General features: G+C 67.1%; 16 protein-coding genes. 7 read left to right on the forward strand and 9 right to left on the reverse strand.

The genetic code is table 11. From position 1 onward, the window contains the following. The first annotated feature begins 3 nt into the window (after nucleotides 1–3). Both ACYU8W_RS04395 and ppc read left to right on the forward strand, forming a co-directional pair. Nucleotides 4–1,050: an alpha/beta hydrolase gene (locus tag ACYU8W_RS04395; RefSeq protein ID WP_499466952.1), complete on the forward strand. Its 1,047-nt coding sequence runs from the start codon at nucleotides 4–6 to the stop codon at nucleotides 1,048–1,050. A gap of 68 nt (nucleotides 1,051–1,118) precedes the next feature. Continuing rightward, complete coding sequence (gene ppc, locus ACYU8W_RS04400; RefSeq protein ID WP_499466954.1) at nucleotides 1,119–3,896, forward strand: phosphoenolpyruvate carboxylase; 2,778 nt, start codon at nucleotides 1,119–1,121, stop codon at nucleotides 3,894–3,896. Nucleotides 3,897–3,916: 20 nt separating this feature from the next. Here the strand turns inward: ppc and ACYU8W_RS04405 are convergent, their stop codons facing one another. Both ACYU8W_RS04405 and ACYU8W_RS04410 read right to left on the reverse strand, forming a co-directional pair. Next, nucleotides 3,917–4,504, reverse strand: a complete 588-nt coding sequence (locus ACYU8W_RS04405; protein ID WP_141927114.1) for a methylated-DNA--[protein]-cysteine S-methyltransferase — start codon at nucleotides 4,502–4,504, stop codon at nucleotides 3,917–3,919. Further along, entirely contained in the window at nucleotides 4,501–4,977 is a 477-nt protein-coding gene (locus ACYU8W_RS04410) for an RNA polymerase sigma factor (protein WP_499466956.1), read from the reverse strand. Before ACYU8W_RS04410 ends, ACYU8W_RS04405 begins: the two co-directional genes overlap by 4 nt. A gap of 69 nt (nucleotides 4,978–5,046) precedes the next feature. On the opposite strand from ACYU8W_RS04410, the gene ACYU8W_RS04415 reads away from it, so the two are divergent. Beyond that, nucleotides 5,047–5,652 carry a YczE/YyaS/YitT family protein gene (locus ACYU8W_RS04415; RefSeq protein ID WP_129625415.1) on the forward strand — a complete coding sequence of 202 codons (606 nt, stop codon included), beginning with the start codon at nucleotides 5,047–5,049 and terminating at the stop codon, nucleotides 5,650–5,652. Between the two features lie 86 nt (nucleotides 5,653–5,738). On the opposite strand, the gene ACYU8W_RS04420 is transcribed toward ACYU8W_RS04415, so the two are convergent. Beyond that, entirely contained in the window at nucleotides 5,739–6,644 is a 906-nt protein-coding gene (locus ACYU8W_RS04420; RefSeq protein ID WP_240795975.1) for a GNAT family N-acetyltransferase, read from the reverse strand. Nucleotides 6,645–6,703: 59 nt separating this feature from the next. Between ACYU8W_RS04420 and ACYU8W_RS04425 the strand changes: the two genes are divergently transcribed. After that, nucleotides 6,704–7,705, forward strand: coding sequence for a P1 family peptidase (locus ACYU8W_RS04425; protein ID WP_499466959.1), 1,002 nt, complete (start codon nucleotides 6,704–6,706; stop codon nucleotides 7,703–7,705). 649 nt (nucleotides 7,706–8,354) lie between these two features. Continuing rightward, complete coding sequence (locus ACYU8W_RS04430) at nucleotides 8,355–9,332, forward strand: HNH endonuclease (protein ID WP_499466961.1); 978 nt, start codon at nucleotides 8,355–8,357, stop codon at nucleotides 9,330–9,332. 48 nt (nucleotides 9,333–9,380) lie between these two features. Here the strand turns inward: ACYU8W_RS04430 and ACYU8W_RS04435 are convergent, their stop codons facing one another. The 5 genes from ACYU8W_RS04435 to iolC form a co-directional block, all read right to left on the reverse strand. After that, nucleotides 9,381–9,638 carry a hypothetical protein gene (locus tag ACYU8W_RS04435; protein WP_499466963.1) on the reverse strand — a complete coding sequence of 86 codons (258 nt, stop codon included), beginning with the start codon at nucleotides 9,636–9,638 and terminating at the stop codon, nucleotides 9,381–9,383. 88 nt (nucleotides 9,639–9,726) lie between these two features. Then, complete coding sequence (locus ACYU8W_RS04440; RefSeq protein ID WP_499466965.1) at nucleotides 9,727–11,226, reverse strand: CoA-acylating methylmalonate-semialdehyde dehydrogenase; 1,500 nt, start codon at nucleotides 11,224–11,226, stop codon at nucleotides 9,727–9,729. Next, nucleotides 11,223–12,122: a 5-deoxy-glucuronate isomerase gene (iolB, locus tag ACYU8W_RS04445; protein ID WP_499467020.1), complete on the reverse strand. Its 900-nt coding sequence runs from the start codon at nucleotides 12,120–12,122 to the stop codon at nucleotides 11,223–11,225. The genes ACYU8W_RS04440 and iolB overlap by 4 nt, the downstream gene beginning before the upstream one ends. Next, a complete protein-coding gene (locus ACYU8W_RS04450) occupies nucleotides 12,116–13,099 on the reverse strand; it encodes a Cgl0159 family (beta/alpha)8-fold protein (RefSeq protein WP_499466967.1) in 984 nt (327 codons plus the stop codon). The genes iolB and ACYU8W_RS04450 overlap by 7 nt, the downstream gene beginning before the upstream one ends. Then, nucleotides 13,099–14,064, reverse strand: a complete 966-nt coding sequence (iolC, locus tag ACYU8W_RS04455) for a 5-dehydro-2-deoxygluconokinase (protein ID WP_499466969.1) — start codon at nucleotides 14,062–14,064, stop codon at nucleotides 13,099–13,101. The genes ACYU8W_RS04450 and iolC overlap by 1 nt, the downstream gene beginning before the upstream one ends. Nucleotides 14,065–14,156: 92 nt before the next feature. Between iolC and ACYU8W_RS04460 the strand changes: the two genes are divergently transcribed. Further along, nucleotides 14,157–14,897, forward strand: coding sequence for a GntR family transcriptional regulator (locus ACYU8W_RS04460; protein ID WP_499466971.1), 741 nt, complete (start codon nucleotides 14,157–14,159; stop codon nucleotides 14,895–14,897). Nucleotides 14,898–14,903: 6 nt separating this feature from the next. Here the strand turns inward: ACYU8W_RS04460 and iolD are convergent, their stop codons facing one another. Then, nucleotides 14,904–16,820 carry a 3D-(3,5/4)-trihydroxycyclohexane-1,2-dione acylhydrolase (decyclizing) gene (gene iolD / locus ACYU8W_RS04465; RefSeq protein WP_499466973.1) on the reverse strand — a complete coding sequence of 639 codons (1,917 nt, stop codon included), beginning with the start codon at nucleotides 16,818–16,820 and terminating at the stop codon, nucleotides 14,904–14,906. Between the two features lie 130 nt (nucleotides 16,821–16,950). Between iolD and ACYU8W_RS04470 the strand changes: the two genes are divergently transcribed. Next, entirely contained in the window at nucleotides 16,951–18,324 is a 1,374-nt protein-coding gene (locus ACYU8W_RS04470; RefSeq protein ID WP_141927105.1) for a TIGR01777 family oxidoreductase, read from the forward strand. Nucleotides 18,325–18,349: the final 25 nt, after the last annotated feature.

The raw sequence follows: 18,349 nt of genomic DNA on the forward strand, positions 1-18,349 counted from the left end.
CCCGTGAGCGATCTGCGTTTGCGCATCGAGAAGACCGTCTTCAACGGCGGTGCCAAGTTGCCCCGAGTGGTGAAGCGGGCGATTGCCGGTAAGCCGCCGACGGCGGACGGTCGGACCCTCGATGTCGACTTCGCCGTGGGCTTGAGAATGCTCGAACTCGGTGGGGCGACCGAGTACGCGGGCATGACCCTGCAGGAAGCCCGCGACCTGCTCGAACACGAGTCGCTCGTGTCTGCCGGTCCACAGGTCGAGGTCAGGCAGGTCGAAGACCTCACCCTCGATCTGCCGGACGCGTCGATTCCGGCTCGTCTCTACAAGCCGTCCGAAGACCCGAAGCTCCCGCTGCTGGTCTACTTCCACGGCGGCGGTTGGGTGCTCGGCAGCATCGAGTCGCACGACGGACTCTGTCGCCGCATCTGCGACCAGGCGCAGGTGGCCGTACTCAATGTCGGCTACCGGCTCGCGCCCGAACACCGTTTCCCGGCAGCCGTGGACGACGCGATCGGCGCGTTCCGGTGGGCCGTCGAGCACGCGTCCGAGATCGGTGTCGATCCCCGCCGTATCGCCGTCGGTGGCGACAGCGCCGGCGGCAACCTGTCGGCGGTGATCGCCCAGCAGACCCGCGGCGACGCGGTGCAACCGGCCTTCCAGCTGTTGTTCGTGCCCGTCACCGACCTGTCGCGACGCACCGATTCCTATGCGAAGTTCAGGGAGGGATACTTCCTCACGGCGTCCGAAATGGACTGGTATCAGGACCATTACATCGGTCCGGACGGTGACGCGGCCGACCCGCGCGTCTCACCACTGCTGGCGCAGGACCTCACCGACCTGCCGCCCGCGTACGTCGGCGTTGCCGGTTTCGACGTGCTGCGCGACGAGGGCATCGCCTACGCCGAGGCCATGCAGGCAGCCGGTAACCAGGTGCAGCTGCGGGTGGTCGCCGGGGGAGTGCATCCCTGGGTCAACTCACCCCTCGCGCGCACCAGCAGGGAGCACCTCGCCGAAGCGCTCGGTGCGTTGCGGCAGGCACTGGGTGTGGTCTCGACGTGACGAAGGTCGCGTCCGCGGGCTGAACAGGGCGTCTCGGTTACCGGGCGGTCGCGACCATACTGGGCGCCATGATCGACCAGCCGCAGATGGTGTTCGAGGCGACCGACGAGGGCCGCGCCGCGACCGAACCACTTCGCAACGACATCCGCCTGCTCGGCGGGATGCTCGGCGACGTGGTGCGCGAGCAGGAGGGCGAGCGAGTCTTCGAACTTGTGGAGCAGGCACGTAAGAAGGCATTCGCCGTCCGGCGCCAGGAGGTCGATCGCGAGGGTTTCGCAGAGCTTTTCCACGACCTGTCGACCAAGGACGCGCTGCATGTGATCCGGGCGTTCAGCCTGTTCGCGCTGCTCGCGAACCTTGCCGAAGACCTGCACCGGGAGCGTCGTCGCGCCGTGCACGTCAACGCGGGTGAGGCACCGATCGACGGTTCGCTCGCGGCTACCTTCCCCAAACTGCAGGCTGCGCACCTCGACAACCGCCAGGTCGAGAGCGCGCTGCGGGACGCGACGGTCGTCCCGGTGGTCACCGCGCACCCGACCGAGACCCGGCGCCGCACCGTGTTCGAGGCGCAGAGCAAGATCAAACGCATCATGCGAACCCGCGAGCGCATGACCCTCAACGCAGAGGAAGAGCGGGATGCGTCGCGGGACATCAAGATCCAGATCATCACTCTCTGGCAGACCGCGCTCATCCGGCTGAAGCGTGTGCAGATCGAGGACGAGATCGAGGTCGGGCTGCGCTTCTTCGAGGCATCGCTGTTCGACGTCATGCCGCGCATCAACGCGCAGGTGCGTCGCGAGCTGAACGAGCTCTACCCGGGCGCCGATCTGCTCGAGGAGCCAATGCTGCGTGCCGGCTCGTGGATCGGTGGCGACCGGGACGGCAACCCGAACGTCAACGCCGACGTCGTCGCCACGGCCTCGCGACGTGCATCCCAGATCGCACTCGGCCACTACCTGCGTGAACTCGACGGCCTCGAGGTCAGCCTGTCGTTGTCGAAACGACTCGCTCCGATCAGTGATTCGCTCACGACGCTGGCCGACCTCAACACCGAGGACGAGCGGGACGATGAGCCCTACCGTCGCGCGATCCGATGGATCCGCGGACGGCTGGAGCGCACCTACGAGAACTTCTTCGGTCGCCCCGCCGACGGTGCGATCGAGGTCGAAGGAGCTGCGCCGTACGCGCAGGCGCAGGAGTTCCTGGACGACCTGAACGTCGTCGACGACTCGTTGCGTGCCAACCACGACGACCTGCTCGCAGACGCCGAACTCGCCGGTCTTCGTGAGGCGGTCCGCACCTTCGGGTTCCACCTGTACGGGCTCGACCTGCGGCAGAACTCCGACGTGCACGAGGAGACCATCGCCGAGTTGTTCGCGTGGGCGGGCGTGCACGACGATTACGCCGCCCTGGACGAGGACGCGAAGGTCGAGTTGCTCGTGCAGGAACTCAGCTCCCGGCGACCGCTGGTCGGTCGTGGCGCGGAGTTCTCCGAGCAGACCTCCGGCGAACTCGCGATCGTGGCCTCCGCCGCGGACGCGGTGAAAACCTTTGGTACGGAAGCGATTCCCAACTATGTGATCTCGATGTGTACGAGTGTCTCCGACATCCTCGAATGCGCCGTCATGCTCAAGGAGGCCGGTCTCTACGTGCCGGACACGGACGGCGCGACCTGCTCGGTGAACATTGTGCCGTTGTTCGAGACCATCGAGGATCTTCAGGTCTCGGCCACCACACTGCGGGCGGCCCTCGCCCTGCCCGCGTACCGCGCCTTGGTCGACTCGAAGGGCGGTCTGCAGGAGGTCATGCTCGGCTACAGCGACTCCAACAAGGACGGCGGATACCTCGCCGCGAACTGGGCGCTCTACCGCGCGGAACTCGACCTCGTCGACGTGGCAACGGAATTCGACATCCGTCTGCGCCTGTTTCACGGACGCGGCGGCACCGTCGGACGCGGCGGCGGCCCGAGTTACGACGCGATCCTCGCCCAGCCTCCGGGTGCCGTCCGTGGCTCATTGCGACTGACCGAGCAGGGCGAAATCATCGCCGCCAAGTACGCCGAGCCCGCGCTCGCGTACCGCAATCTCGAAGCTCTCGTCGCCGCCACCCTCGAATCGTCGCTGCTCGACATCGAAGGGCTGGACGACACCGATCAGGCCTACCGTGATCTCGATGAACTGGCGGCCCTGGCCCGGGACGCGTACAGCGAACTGGTCCACCACACAGACGGATTCGTCGAGTACTTCAAGACCTCCACCCCGGTCGCCGAGATCGGTGCGCTGAACATCGGCTCGCGTCCGGCGTCCCGTAAACCCACCGAGCAGATCTCCGACCTGCGGGCGATCCCGTGGGTGATGAGCTGGTCGTTGGCCCGCGTCATGCTGCCGGGTTGGTACGGCACCGGTTCCGCGCTGGAACGTTGGATCGACGGCGACGAGACCAAGCTCGCCAAGCTCAAGCACTACTACGAGCACTGGCCCTTCTTCCGCACCGTGGTTTCGAACATGGCGCAGGTCATGGCGAAGTCCGATCTCGGTATTGCCGAACGTTATTCGCGCCTCGTCGACGACGAAGCACTGCGCGAGCGGGTCTTCGGCAAGATCACCGAGGAGCACGCGCGCACGCTGCGCATGTACGCCGCGATCACCGGTCACGAGGACCTGCTGTGGGACAACACCGCGCTCAAGCGATCGGTGTTCAACCGTTTTCCGTACCTGGAGCCGTTGAACCATCTGCAGGTCGAACTGCTCGCCCGCTACCGTGCCGGGGACGAGGACGAACAGGTGCGCCGCGGCATCCTGCTCACCATGAACGGTCTGGCCACAGCCCTGCGCAACTCCGGCTGACCGGTTTCGCGGAGAGCCGCTCAGCGGGTACCGGACTCCAGATCGAGGAGGGTCTGCTTCGCCTCGGTGCCGCCGAGGTAGGCGCCGATGGTCCCGTCCGAGCGCAGCACCCGGTGACAGGGCACCACGATCGGGAGTGGGTTCATCGCACACGCGGTGCCGACCGCCCGGACGGCGCGGGGGTTGCCGACGTGCTCGGCGACCTGCCTGTACGACTCGGTGCTCCCAAAAGGGATGGACGGCAGGTACTCGTGCACGCGGGCGCGGAAACCGCGGGACAGCGAGCGGTCCAGCGGGAGCTCGAAGGCGCGCAGACGTCCGGTGAAGTACTCCTCCAGCGACCGGGCAGCCTCGTCCAGTCGACCAGGAGCGTGCAACACCCGTGGGCTGATCTGCGCTGCCAGCATCACGAGCGCGGTGTCGAAGTCCTCGAGTTCGAAAGCGACCCGAACCAGTCCCGAAGTCGTTGTGGCTAGAAGCAATTCACCGACGGGGGAGTCGACCGTGCGGTAGGCGACCTCGACCTCGTCCCCTGCCGTATCCGCGAGGTGAGCGCGCAACATCTCCAGGTGCGCCGGGTCGGTGCGCAGGTCGTCCAGCTGGTTCATGACTCCTCCTCGCGATACATGATGCGTAGTTTCTTCATGCCGTCGGCGGCTGCGCGCCGCGCAGCTTCGGCTGATCCGCCGATCAGGTAGGCGACGTCGGTATAGGACAGCCCGGCCAGGTGGTGGTACGCGATGGCCTGCCGCTGCCGATCCGGCAGCGCCGCGACTCGCGCCCACAGTTCCCGATCGTCCTCAGACGGAAAACCGTTGTCGTCCAGTGCGTCCGGTACATCGGACACCAGAACGTGACGTGATTCGCGCCGGACGACGTCGATCGCCTTGCGATGGGCGATCGTCACCAACCAGGCGCGCACGTTCGCGTCGTCCGGCAGATCCGGCCAGGCACGCATGGCCGACAGGAAGGTCTCCGACCAGGCATCGTCCGCCGCGGTGTGATGGCCGAGCACCGCCCGGCACACCCGCAGCACCACGTCGCCGTGCTCGCGCACGGCGTGGTCGAACGGCTGCTTCATGGTCATCACCTTCGAAAGACGGCCCGGCCACCGCGAACGTGAGGTTGGTCGACACATAGTCTGCAGGGCGTGTCCCCGATCCGCCGCGCTCTGCAACTTCCGATCGGCTGCATCGTCCTCGGTCTGGGGGTCACCTTCCTGCTGGCCGCCAAGCTGGGCTCGGACGGCTACTCCACGCTGATGAGCGGTCTCACGGACGCGACCGGTGTCGACTTCGCGGTGGTCAGCTGGATCAGCGCCGCTGTGCTGGTCGCCCTGGCCTGGTTGCGCGGGCAGAAGCCCGGTATCGGCACTGTCTGCCAACTCGTCGTCGTAGGCCTGTCGGTCAGTGCTTTTCTCAAGGTGATGCCGACTCCGGACGATCTGTCGGCCCGGATCGGGATGTTCGCCGTCGGTTACGTGGTGCTGTGCATCGGCGTCGCGGCGTACCTGGCGACCGATCTCGGCGCCGGTCCGACCGAAGCTGCGGCTCTGGCGTTCGACCCGCCGGTACCGTTCAAGTGGAGCTACACGATCTTCCAGGGGTTGTGCGTGCTGGTCGGTTGGCTCTGCGGCGCGACGGTCGGGATCGGCACGTTGATCCTGGCCGCAGGTATCGGCTGGTCGATCGACCGGCTGATGCCGGTCCTCGGCCATTCGGCTCGGGAGGTTGCCGGAACCGGCGCCGTCGACTGACTCGGGGTCGCTGCCTGACGAGGAGCGTGATCGTCGGCCTCCTGCACCAGGAGACCGAGGCCATGAGCGCGACACTCTGACCAGGGTCAGATCTGCTTCGCCAGGTGGTACCAGGTCTGGGTGACGTGCATCCCGACCTTCTCGTACAGCCCCAGCGCGCCGGTGCGCGAGTCGGTCGACAGCCCGAAACGGACGGCGCCCTTCTCCCGACCGAGCCGGAACGCGTCCGCCATCAGGGCTCGTGCCAGCCCGAGTCCGCGCTGGTCGCCTCGCACCGCGAGCTGGTCGATGTAGGCCTCGCCGGCCGAATCGATCAGCAGGGCTGCCACCCCGACGACCTCGTTCGAGTGGTCGATGGCCAACCGCATCTGCCACGGCTCGAACCCGCGGCGACGCAGCAACCGCACGGACCAGTCGTCGAAGGTCTGCGGGTTACGGTTCGGCCACTCGTTGAACGCGTCCTCGACCACCTGATACGCGATGTGGTCGTCCTGTCCGGGCACCAGTCCGCGGATCGAATATCCCTGGGGGAGGGGCTGTTCGGCAACCTCCTTCTCGGGCGACAGCTCGAGCACCCACGACGTCCAGAGCGTTTCGTAACCGCGTCCGCGTAGCAGCGTCTCGCCCGGGCTGCCGCCGAACCGGGATTGCCCGACCAGCGTGCCCCCGTCGCGTTTCGCCTGCTCCTCGCTCCATCGCGCCAGCCACGACCCGATGCCACGCCCTTGATGGGAGGGAAGGACAGCGGCATCGGCTCTACGGCCGTCGGCCACCTCTGCTGTCCCAACCAGGCGCTCGCCCTCGAAGACGCCGACACTCTGCGACGACAGATCGAAGTTCGTCCTGGCCCAGTCGCCCTCGATGTCCTCGACCTCGATGCCGGGCTTCCCCGTGTCGGCGAACTCGGCCTCCGAATAGACCACGAAGGCAGCGTCCAGATCGTCGGGGACGAGGGGGCGGCTGGTGAGGCCAGGTGGGAGGTCGATGCTCATGTCGCCAAGCATCCTCCCGCGACGGTCGCGGCGCATCCGGATATGCCACGGTTGGATCCATGCGCCCCGGAATCACGAACTCGCTCACCGACGTCCACGGCATTCGGGTGGGCCATGCCACCCGGCGCGCTGACGGATGGTTGACCGGGACGACGGTGGTCCGTATGCCCGACGACGGAGCCGTCGGCGGCGTGGACGTCCGCGGTGGGGGACCGGGTACCCGCGAGACCGATCTGCTCGACCCGCGGAACATGGTCGAGCGGGTGCACGCCATTGTCCTCACCGGTGGCAGCGCGTTCGGCCTCGCCGCTGCAGACGGTGTCATGCAGTCGCTCGCCGCCGAAGGCATCGGCCTGCCGGTGGAAGCGGCCGGACGACAGGTGCCGGTGCCGATCGTGCCCGCTGCGGTCATCTTCGACCTGGGCCGCGGTGGTGACGCGAACGCCCGGCCGGACGCCTCCTTCGGCGCGGATGCCCTTGCCGCAGCGACCGATTCGGCCGTCGGCCAGGGCGCAGTCGGCGCCGGAACCGGCGCGCGTGCAGGCGGTTTGAAGGGTGGCATCGGTTCGGCGAGCGTGGTGCTGGACGACGGGACGACCGTCGGCTGCCTGGTCGTCGTCAACGCCGTCGGCAGCACGGTCGCCCCAGCCACCGGTGAGTTGTACGCGGCGCGGCAGGCCCTGCCGGACGAGTTCGCGCAGGTACCGGTGCATCCGAACGACCCACCGCCGCAGACACCGGCCGTCGGCACCGCGACCACGCTCGCCGTGGTGGCGACTGACGCCACTTTGACAAAGGCCCAGTGTCAGAAACTCGCCGGCATCGGCCACGATGGCATGGCGCGGGCGATCAATCCCGTGCACACGATGTTCGACGGCGACACCGTGTTCGCGGTGTCGACGATGACCCGAGAAGCGCCGGACGCCACGGGTTTTCACGCCCTGCTCGCAGCGGCCGGGGATTGCGTCACCCGCGCCGTCGGCCACGCGATGTGGCACGCCGAGAGCGAAGCTGGCATGCCGAGTTACCGCGACCACCACGTCGCAAGCCAGGTCGAGTAGGTGCTGAACGCCGACTTCGAGGCCCACCCACCCGCTGCTCGACAAGCGGAGCAGCATGAGCGCTTGTCCTGAGCCGACGCGAGGTACGAGCGTTGTGTCGAAGGGGTCGAGAACCCCCACACGCCCGCTGGTTGAGCCCGACGGATGAGGAACGAGTCCGTCGGTGCCGAAACCACGCCGAACCCTCGACGCAAACGTGACCACACGGTGGTTGTCAGTGCTCGATGGTTGACTATTCGTATGAGGGAGAACGAAGCAGTCGACACCACGAAAACGGTTGAACCCGAACCGTTTTCGTCGAAGGCTGTGCTCGACAACGCGGACGAGTACGACCCCGCGTACGTGGCCAGGTACGACCTGGAACGCGTCGCCGGTGCCCTCACCGGCGCGTACGCCGACCTCATCACCGTGATGCGCGAATCCCTCACCGAACAGCACTGGGCTGTCTCCGGGATCCGGTCCCCGGAACACTGGTTGACCTGCTTCGCCGGCGTCTCCCGCGCCGCCGCAACAGACATCGTCCGCATCGCCTCCCGCGCGAACGAACTCCCGCACGCGATCGCNGCTGCGACGAACCGTCGCGAAATACCCCTTCCCCACCGATGGCACTGATGACACCGACGATGCTTTGGACGACGATGGGGACGAGGTGCCCGAACCCGACCCGTCCACCCGCCCGGCGCAGTTACGGTCCTGGTTCGACAAAGGCCGATATCACTTGGAGTTCGACGGACCCGTCGACCAAGGCGAACTCCTCGAGCAAGTGTTGAACGAAGCCAAGAACGCGCTGTTCCAGCAAACCCGCCACACCGACAGTGATCGCGACAACAACTGCGATCAGGACTGCGGTTGTGATGAGCCCGAGGGCGGCGTCGACGGCAGCGAACCGGTGATTCCGGCCGCGTTCGGCGGCACCCACCTCGGTGCCCACCACGCCCCCGATCGTGGCGCCGACCTTGGCACGGACCTGGGTGACGGTCTGGACGCGGCCGGGAAACCACGGATCACTCTGGCGGACGCGTTCCTCGAAGCCATGCTCCGCTCGCTTCACGCCGGCACCGGCGGGGTCTCGGGTCGGGCGGACACCTACCGGGTGCTGTTCCACCTCGATGCCCACGGACACGGCTGGTCGGGCGGTGCCGGAGCCCTCCCACCCGCACTCCGCGAGAAACTCTCGTGTGACGGGCTGATCGTGCCGATCATCGAGAAGAACGGGTACCCCGTAGACGTCGGACGCACCCAACGCATCGTCCCTAGACGAACCCGCCGCCTCGTGCACGACCGCGACCACGGCTGCCACTTCCCAGGGTGCGGAACCCACCGCTACGTCGAAGTGCACCACGTCATCCACTGGTCCAAAGGCGGCAACACCGACCTGGGCAACCTGATCAGTCTCTGTCCGTTCCACCACGACCGACTACACGCCGGCGACTTCACCATCACCACGATGGCACCAGGGTTCTTCACGTTCCACGACCGGTACGGCGACCGCTTCGGGCACCGACCACCCGACCCAGAGACCTCACCCGGCACGTACTCCAAGCCAGCAGAGCCGGCGAAACCGTACGAGCGACAATCCTGGGAACCCCTCAACCTGCACTGGATCGAGTTCCACAACACCGGCTGACGACGGGCCTCGCCCGCGCCGAGCGCCATCCCGTGCCTCAACGAACCGTCAGCGTTCCAGAACGCCCGACTCTCCGCGTTCCGGGCCTATCGGGCGGCGCGCCAGGACGAGGTCCGCCACCAGTACAGGGTGGTCAGGTCTGATGGCGACCAGGACCGGATAGTCGGATGGATCGCTGGGGATCACGGCGATCTCACCCGATTCCCGTTGCTCACGACTCCACCCGAGGACCTTTGCCCAGAAGCCGGCCACGGTAAGGACGTCTGCGGCATCCAGCCGGACTCCCACCAAGGCGACAGTTGGCATGGCGTGACGCTAGGTGCTGGCAACACCCCGCGCACCCGATATTCGCTCACGGGGGTTTCCCGCGACGCCTCAGAAGCCCTGACTCCGGTCAGTTGTTCTGCGGGAACCCGAGGTTGAGACCACCGTGCGAGGGGTCGAGCCAGCGAGAGGTGACGGCCTTGGTGCGGGTGAAGAAGTGGACGCCCTCGACGCCGTACGCGTGACTGTCGCCGAACAGCGACGACTTCCAACCACCGAACGAGTAGTACGACACCGGCACCGGAATCGGCACATTGATGCCGACCATACCGACCTCGACCTCGTTCTGGAAGCGGCGAGCAGCACCGCCGTCGTTGGTGAAAATGGCTGTGCCGTTCCCGTATTCGGATGAGTTGATGAGGTCGAGACCCTCGTTGTAGCTCTGCACCCGGACGACCGACAGCACCGGTCCGAAGATCTCGTCGGTGTAGATCGACATGTCCGTGCCGACTTCGTCGAACAACGTCGGTCCGACGAAGAAGCCCTCGTCCGGGCCGTGGAACTCCCCGTCGCGACCGTCGACGACCAGGCGGGCACCGGCGTCCAGGCCGGCCTGGATGTAGTCGGTGATCCGGTCGCGAGCCTGCGCGGTGACGACCGGACCCATGTCGCAGCCGGTCGAACCGTCACCGGTCTTCAGTCCGGCCATCCGGCTCTTGATCCGCTCGATCAACTCGTCGGCGATCGAGTCGACCGCGACGACCACGGAGATCGCCATGCACCGTTCACCGGCGGAACCGAACCCCGCGTTCACGGCCGCGTCGGCAGCGAGGTCGAGGTCGGCGTCGGGCAGCACCAGCATGTGGTTCTTCGCACCGCCGAGAGCCTGAACCCGCTTGCCGGTCGCCACGCCGCGCTCGTAGACGTACTTCGCGATCGGGGTCGAACCGACGAACGAGACGGCCTTCACGGTGGGGTGATCGAGCAGCGCGTCGACAGCCTCCTTGTCACCGTGGACGACGTTCATGACGCCGTCCGGCAGGCCGGCTTCCTTCCAGAGCTTTGCGACCTCGACGACGGCGGACGGGTCCTTCTCGGACGGCTTGATCACCACGGCATTGCCGCACGCGACCGCGATCGGCACGAACCACAGCGGCACCATCGCCGGGAAGTTGAACGGCGAAATGACGGCGACCACGCCGAGGGGCTGCAGGATCGAGTAGGCGTCCACCCCGGTCGACACATTCTCGGAGTACCCGCCCTTGAGCAATTGCGGGATGCCGCAGGCGAACTCGGCGACCTCCAGGCCGCGGGTCACTTCACCGAGGGCGTCCGAGGTGACCTTGCCGTGCTCCGAGGTGATGATTTCGGCGATCCGCTCCTTGTTCTCGTCCAGCAGCTGGCGGAACTTGAACAACACCGGCGTTCGCTTCGCGAGCGAGGTCGATCCCCACTGCTTCGCAGCTGCGGCGGCGTGCTGGACCACGCGGTCGACCACTTCGGCGGACGCGAGGTCGAGCGTTCCGGTGACCTGCCCGGTGGCAGGGTTGTATACCTCGCTGGTGCGCTCGGCGGAGCCGTCGAACTCCTGGTGGCCGACGAGATGGGTGATCCGGGTGGGCGTGCTCATGGCGTTTCCTCGTGTGTCGGTCCGGTGAAGGGAAGTCGGGGGTCCATCGGGTGGTCGGTCCAGGTTTCGCGGACCCAGGTGTGCGCCGGGTCGTCGCAGATGCGCCACGCCCGTTCGTCGCCGGGTCCGGCCATCACGTTCAGGTAGTACAGGTCGTACCCGGGCGGGGCCATCGACGGCCCGTGCCAGCCGTGCGGCACCAGCACGACGTCGCCGGAGACGACGCGGGCGTTGACCTCGATCGGACGATCGGCCGTGCCGTGCACGGCCTGGTAGCCGTGCGGTTCGGCCTCGGCCGGGCCACCCGTGGCGATACGGGACTCGAAGTAGTAGATCTCCTCGAGTTCGGTCTCGACGCCGGGGCGTTCCTCGTCGTGTTTGTGCGGCGGGTACGAACTCCAGTTGCCCGACGGCGTCAGCACCTCGCAACAGATGATCGAATCCGCTTGCAGCGCAGCGGGAGTGCCGAAGTTGTGCACTTGCCGAGAACAGTTGCCGGCGCCGCGAAGCTCGACCGGCACGGCGTCCTTGTTGATGACAGCGAACGGTTGATCGGACGACGCGGGCGCGAAACACAGCGCCACCCGACTCGGCTCGGACGCGGTGACGGTGAGAGTTCGGCCACGGGGCACGTACGCCACATCGCTCGGACCTTGGAACACGTCGGCTCGACCCATCAGCCGGACCTGATCCGGGTCGCAGGACACATCGACACCGAGGCCGGACAGCGGAACCACGATGTACTCGTCGTCGCCGGTCTGGAGCGTGCGTGACTCGCCGGCATCGAGCGTCGCCACCAGCAGCCCGGTGTGCCGCCAGTCGTCACTACCCGGTCGCACCACGACGTCGTACTGCTCGTCGCTGATCGACCCGGCAGGCCTGTGCCAATTCATGATTCAGTCCCCTTCGCCGAGTGGCCGGGATGTGAACCAGTGGCCGGGGTATAACCCGGCCACTCGTCCGTAGCCCGGCCACTCGATGAAGGTTCGGTGCCGTGGACGAGGCGAGCCGCGACGTCGACGGCCGCGGCGACGTCGTCGTCCGGCGGGAAGAGCAACGCGCGACCGATCACCAGCCCGGCCGCGGACGGAGCGCTGAGCGCGTCCTCCCAGCTGGCGTACCTCTCATCCGATCCGGTCGTCGGGTCGCCGCCGAGTAGCAGGGTCGGAAGGGTGGTGGCCTCCAGGACACGGTGCATCTCGGGCACGATCGGCACCTTGAGCCAGGTGTACGCACTGGTGGCTCCGAGACCGGACGCCACGTGCATCGACCGGATGGTCGCGTCGGCGGTGAGGATGTTGCGGGCACGGCCGTCGGTGCCGAACTCCGACCAGAACGGTTCGATCATCGCGATCTTGCGGCGGGTTGCCAGCTCGTCGACAGCACGTGCTGTCGCCTGGAGAGTGGCGACGGTTCCGCTGTCCTGCAAGCAGATTCGAGCAAGTGTCTTTCCGCCGTCCAGTCCGAAATCGTCGATCTGCGCCGCCGTGTACCCGGTGAACCGATCATCGAACTCGAAGCCGGCCCCCTGCAAGCCGCCGCGGTTCATCGACCCGATGACCAACTTGTCGTCCAGCGCTCCGAGCAACAGGAGGTCCTCCAACACGTCGGCCGTGGCGAGCACGCCGTCGACACGCGGGTTGGCCAGCGCCGTCACCAGCCGGCCCAGCAGTTCAGGTCGGGACGCCATCGCGTCGTTGTTGTCGCGCACCCCGAGCGCGCCACGGGCCGGGTGGTCGGCGGCGACGATGAGGAGCCGACTGTCCGGGCCTTTGCGGCGCCCACGCGCCGCCCAGGCAGATGCGATCGCGTCCGGGTCGCTGATCCGTCGGCGGGTCAGTTCGTGAATTTCGTTGTCGGACAGTTTCATCATCATCCCTCCTGACGCACGGCGCCCGCTGCCAGCGCAGCCTCGACCCGGGCAGTGTTCGGCATGGCGGACGAGCACTCGAGCCGACCGGCGACGATCGCGCCGGCGGCGTTCGCGAAACGCAGCATCCGTTCCAGATCCCAGCCGGACACAAGCCCGTGGACGATCGCCCCACCGAACGCGTCACCCGCACCGAGGCCATTGACGACGTCGACCGGCAACGGCGGCACCTCCACGCATTCGCCGGCGGTCATCGCCAGCACCCCACGCGGACCCTGTTTCACGATCGCCAGCTCGATCCCACGATCCAGCAGAGCTCGGGCAGCTCTGGTCGGATCGGTCTCACCCACCGCGATCTCGCACTCGTCCTGGTTGCCGACGGCGACCGTGACCTGCGCGAGTGCCTCACCGACGATCGCGCGGGCGCCGTCCGGCGACGGCCAGAACATCGGTCGCCAGTCGAGATCGAGCACGGTGAGCGGGCGCCGCTCTCGAACACCCCAGGCGTGGAAGTGCGCTCCGCGCGAGGGTTCGCGGGACAGGCCGGTGACCGTCGACCAGTACACGCGGGCGTCCCGCACCTGCTCGACCGGTATCTGCGCGGGATCGATCGTGAGGTCGGGTGCGATCGGCTCGCGATAGAAGTAGAGCGGGAAGTCGTCGGGCGGAAAGAGCTCGCAGAAGGTGATCGGTGTCTTCAGTTCCGGGGTCGGCGTCACGGCGGAGGGGTCGACCCCGAACTCCTCCAATTGCCTGATCAGGTAACGACCGAACGGGTCGTCTCCGGTCCGTGAGATGAGTGCGCAGGTGCGTCCGTACCGCGCGGCGGCGACCGCGACGTTGGCCGCGCTGCCACCCAGGAACTTGCCGAACGTGTCGACCTCCTCCAGGCCGACGCCGCTGGTGAGCGGGTACAGGTCGACGCCGAGCCGGCCGATGGCCAGCAGGTCGGGTGCGGACGAGGTCACGACGAATGCCCTTCTCGGGGGACCGGACGGGTGATCCTGCAATGTAATGACATTTTTACTTCCGAACGACCTTTGCTGTCTATGATCGGCCCATGGCTGAGACAGTGCCGGTGGTCATCGATCGGGCGAGCCCAGTCCCGTTGTACTACCAACTCGCCCAGCAGCTCACCGCTGCCATCGAGAGCGGGTCGCTCAAACCGGGCGATCCGTTCGAGAACGAACTGGCGATGGCCGAACGGCTCGACCTGTCCCGCCCGACGGTGCGCCGGGCGATAGCGGAGCTGGTGCAGCGTGGCCTGGTCACCCGGCGCCGAGGCATCGGTACGACGGTCGCCAACGAGGTGATCCACCGCCGCGACGAGCTCACCAGTCTCTACGAGGACCTCGTCCGCTCCGGGAAGGAGCCACGTACCGAGTTGCTCGACTTCGACCGCACCGCTCACTCGCCGGTGGCTGCCGAGTTCTTCGGTGTCCCGAAGAATGCCGACCTGGTGTTCGTGCGGCGTCTGCGATACACGGGTGACGTCCCCCTGTCGATCCTGTCGAACTGGTTGCTGCCGCAAACGGCGAAGTTCGACGAGCGGCAACTGGTCGACCGTGGCCTGTACGCGCTGCTGCGCGAGGCCGGAGTGCGTCCGGTGGTCGGCAAGCAGCGCATCGGTGCCAGACGTCCGACCGGCAAGGAACGTTCGATGCTGCGCACCGACAAGGGCGAACCGCTGCTGACGATGACCCGTCGAGCGTTCGACGAGTCGGGCGCACCGGTCGAATACGGCGACCACGTCTACCGCGCCGACCAGTACGCCATCGAGATCACCGTCCACAAGAGCTGAGCACCGTCACAGGTGATGGCGCTGATCGCGCTTGCCCTGCTCGTACGCCGCACGCGCAGCTGTGGTCGACTGCAAGGTGGAGGTCTCGCTGACCGGTACGTCCCACCAGGACGAACCCGGGGGATTGGGGCCGGTGAGGTCGGTCTCGATGTAGAGCACCACGGACTCCTCGCCGTCCAGCGCAGTACGCAGACTGCTGCGGAACTCCTCGATTCCGTCGCTGCGCACCACCTTCACACCCCAGGACGCCGCATTTGCCGCGAGGTCGAACGGCACCGGCGCCCCGTCCAAACGCCCGCTGGACGCGTCCCGCATCCGGTACTTCGTGCCGAAGCGCTGCGACCCGACAGACTCCGACAGCGCACCGATCGAGGCGAAGCCCGCGTTGTCGAGCAGCACGACGATGACCTTGATGCCTTCGGACGCGATGGTCGCGAGTTCCATCGGCATCATCTGGTAGGAACCGTCACCGACGACGGCGACGACATTCCGGTCTTCGTCGCCGATCGCGAGGCGGACGCCGAGCGCTGCCGGAATCTCGTATCCCATGGTCGAGTAGGCGTATTCGAGGTGGTACTGGTCGGGCGAGGTCGCGCGCCACAGGCACTGCAGGTCGCCCGGCATCGAACCCGCCGCATTGATGATCACGTCGCGCTCGGCCAGTTCGTCGTTGAGTGCACCGAACACCTCGGTCTGTGCCGGGAGCGGCTCGTGGTCGCGGTGATAGCACTGCTCGATGACGTCGTTCCACTCGTCCCAGAGCCCCGCTGCTTCCTGCTGATACGCGTCGTCGGTGTGCCACCCCGCCATCTGCTCCTGCAATGCGACGAGCGCGGCGCGTGCATCGGCCACGACCATCGTCGCCGAGTTCTTCGCGGCGTCGAAGGACTGCACGTTGATGTTCACGAACTTCACGTCCGGACGCGCGAACGCGGTGTGTGACGCGGTGGTGAAGTCGGAGTACCGGGTGCCGATGCCGATGATCAGATCCGCCTGCGCAGCGAGCGCATTCGCCGCGGAGTTGCCGGTCGAGCCGACTCCACCGACGGCCAGCGGATGGTCGAAGTTGATCGCACCCTTGCCGGACTGAGTGTCGGTCACCGGAATCCCTGTGACAGAGGCGAACTCGCGCAGGACGTCACTCGCCTCCGAGTAGACGACCCCACCACCGGCGACGATCAGGGGTCGCTCGGCAGCCTTGATCGCGGCGATTGCTCGTTCGAGAGCCGCCGGGTCGGGGGCCGGTCGGGGAATGTGCCAGACCCGGCGGGAGAAGAACTCCTGCGGCCAGTCGTACGCCTCGGCCTGCACGTCCTGTGGGAGGCAGATCGTCACCGCACCGGTCTCGGCCGGATCGGTCAGCACCCGCATGGCAGCGAGCAGCGAGGGCATCAACTGTTCCGGACGGTTGATGCGGTCCCAGAAACGTGAGACCGGTTTGAATGCGTCGTTGACCGAGATGTCGAGCGAACGCGGGTCTTCCAATTGCTGCAGTACGGGGTCGGGGTAGCGGGTGGCGAACTGGTCGGACGGCAGCAGCAGTACCGGTAGTCGATTGGTCGTCGCGAGGGCGGCGCCGGTGACCATGTTCGTCGCGCCGGGGCCGATGGACGTGGTGACGGCCAGTGTCTGGCGGCGCCGCGTCTCCTTCGCAAACCCGGCGGCCGCATGAACCCCGCCCTGCTCGTTGCGCATCAGCCAGTACGGCATCTCGTCGTCTTCTTTCGCATCGACCGAGTTCTGCAGCAGGGCCTGGCCCACGCCGGCGACGTTCCCGTGTCCGAAGATCCCGAATGTGCCTGCGATCAAACGCCGCTCATCGCCGTCTCTCTCCGAGTACTGCTGCGTCAGAAAGCGGACGAGTGCCTGGCCGACCGTCAGGCGAACGGTGGGCGCGTGGGCGTACGGATAACTCGAGCTCATCGGTGCTCCCCTCGGGACGGTCAAGCCAGGCTATCGGCCTTGTTCTGACATTTGGACAACTGGCCCGGCGAGCCTGGGGCCTCAGGATGCGTGAACGGACGGAGGGCGGCCCGCGTGGGATAGTGGTCGCATGCTGACCAGGACGCACGCGTTCACCGTTCCTGTGCCTCATTCCCGGCAGGAGGTCTGGGACTGGTTCGCCCGTCCGGGTGCCTTCCACCGGTTGGCGGCTCCGTGGACACCTCTGCAACCACTGGAGGAAGCGCGCAGTCTGGCCGACGGCCGGGCGGTGCTCCAAGCGAAGGTCGCGACGGCGTCCGTGCCCCGTGGCCGGTGGGTGGCCCAGCACCAGCCGGACGAGTACATCGACGGGAGTCAGTTCGGCGATCACTGTGTGTCCCAGCCGTTCTCGGCGATCACCGGCTGGAAGCACCTGCATCGCTTCGAGGGCGACGACGCGTCCTGCCGGTTGATCGACCAAGTGACGACCCGCGTCCCGAAGTCAGTGCTCACCCCGATGTTCCGCTACCGCGGACGTCAGGTGACCGACGATCTGAACGCTCACGCGGCTGCCGCTCGGCAGTGGGATGCGAAACCCAGCACCATCGCGATCACCGGCGCGCGCGGGTTGGTGGGGACGGCGCTGACCGCGTTCCTTTCGACCGGTGGCCACAGGGTCATCCACCTCGTGCGTGGCGAACCCGATCCCGACGCGATCCACCAGCAGCGGCACTGGGATCTCGAAACCCCCGACCCGGCGATCCTCGACGGGGTCGACGCGGTGGTCCACCTGGCCGGCGAGACGATCGCCGGCAGGTTCACCGCCGAGCACATGAGCAAGGTGCACGACAGTCGGGTCGGTCCGACCCATCGGCTGGCGGAGGCGATCGTGCAGCACGGCGGTCCGCGGGTGTTCGCCTCCGCATCCGCGATCGGTTTCTACGGCTCCGAGCACACCGACGAACTGCTGGATGAGTCGAGCCCGTCGGGCGACGACTTCCTGGCCAGTGTGGTGCGTGAGTGGGAAGAGGCGACTTCGCCGACCTCCGACGCAGGTGTCCGGACGGTGCTGGTCCGCACAGGTTTGGTGCAGTCGGCCCGCGGAGGCCTGCTGGCCGTCCTTCGTCCGTTGTACGAGGCCTTCCTGGGCGGTCGTCTTGGTGACGGGCAGCAGTGGATGTCGTGGATCGCCATCGACGACCTGATCGACGTCTATCACCGCGCGATCTTCGACGATGTGCTCGCCGGTCCGGTGAATGCCGTTGCCCCGCAGCCACTTCGCAATGAGGAGTTCAGCAAGGTGCTCGCGTCGGTGATCTCCCGGCCGAGTTCGCTCGCGGTGCCGAAGGTGGGCCCGCAGTTGCTGCTCGGCCAACGCGGCGCGCGGGAGTTGGCGCTCGCCAGCCAGCGCGTCGTGCCCGCCGCGCTCATCGACGCCGGACACAGGTTCCGACACCCGGGCCTGCGGGAGGCGCTGCAGCACGAGCTCGGCCGAACCGACTGAGTCACCGATCGACTACCCGATCGGG

This window comes from Yimella radicis, assembly GCF_054778255.1.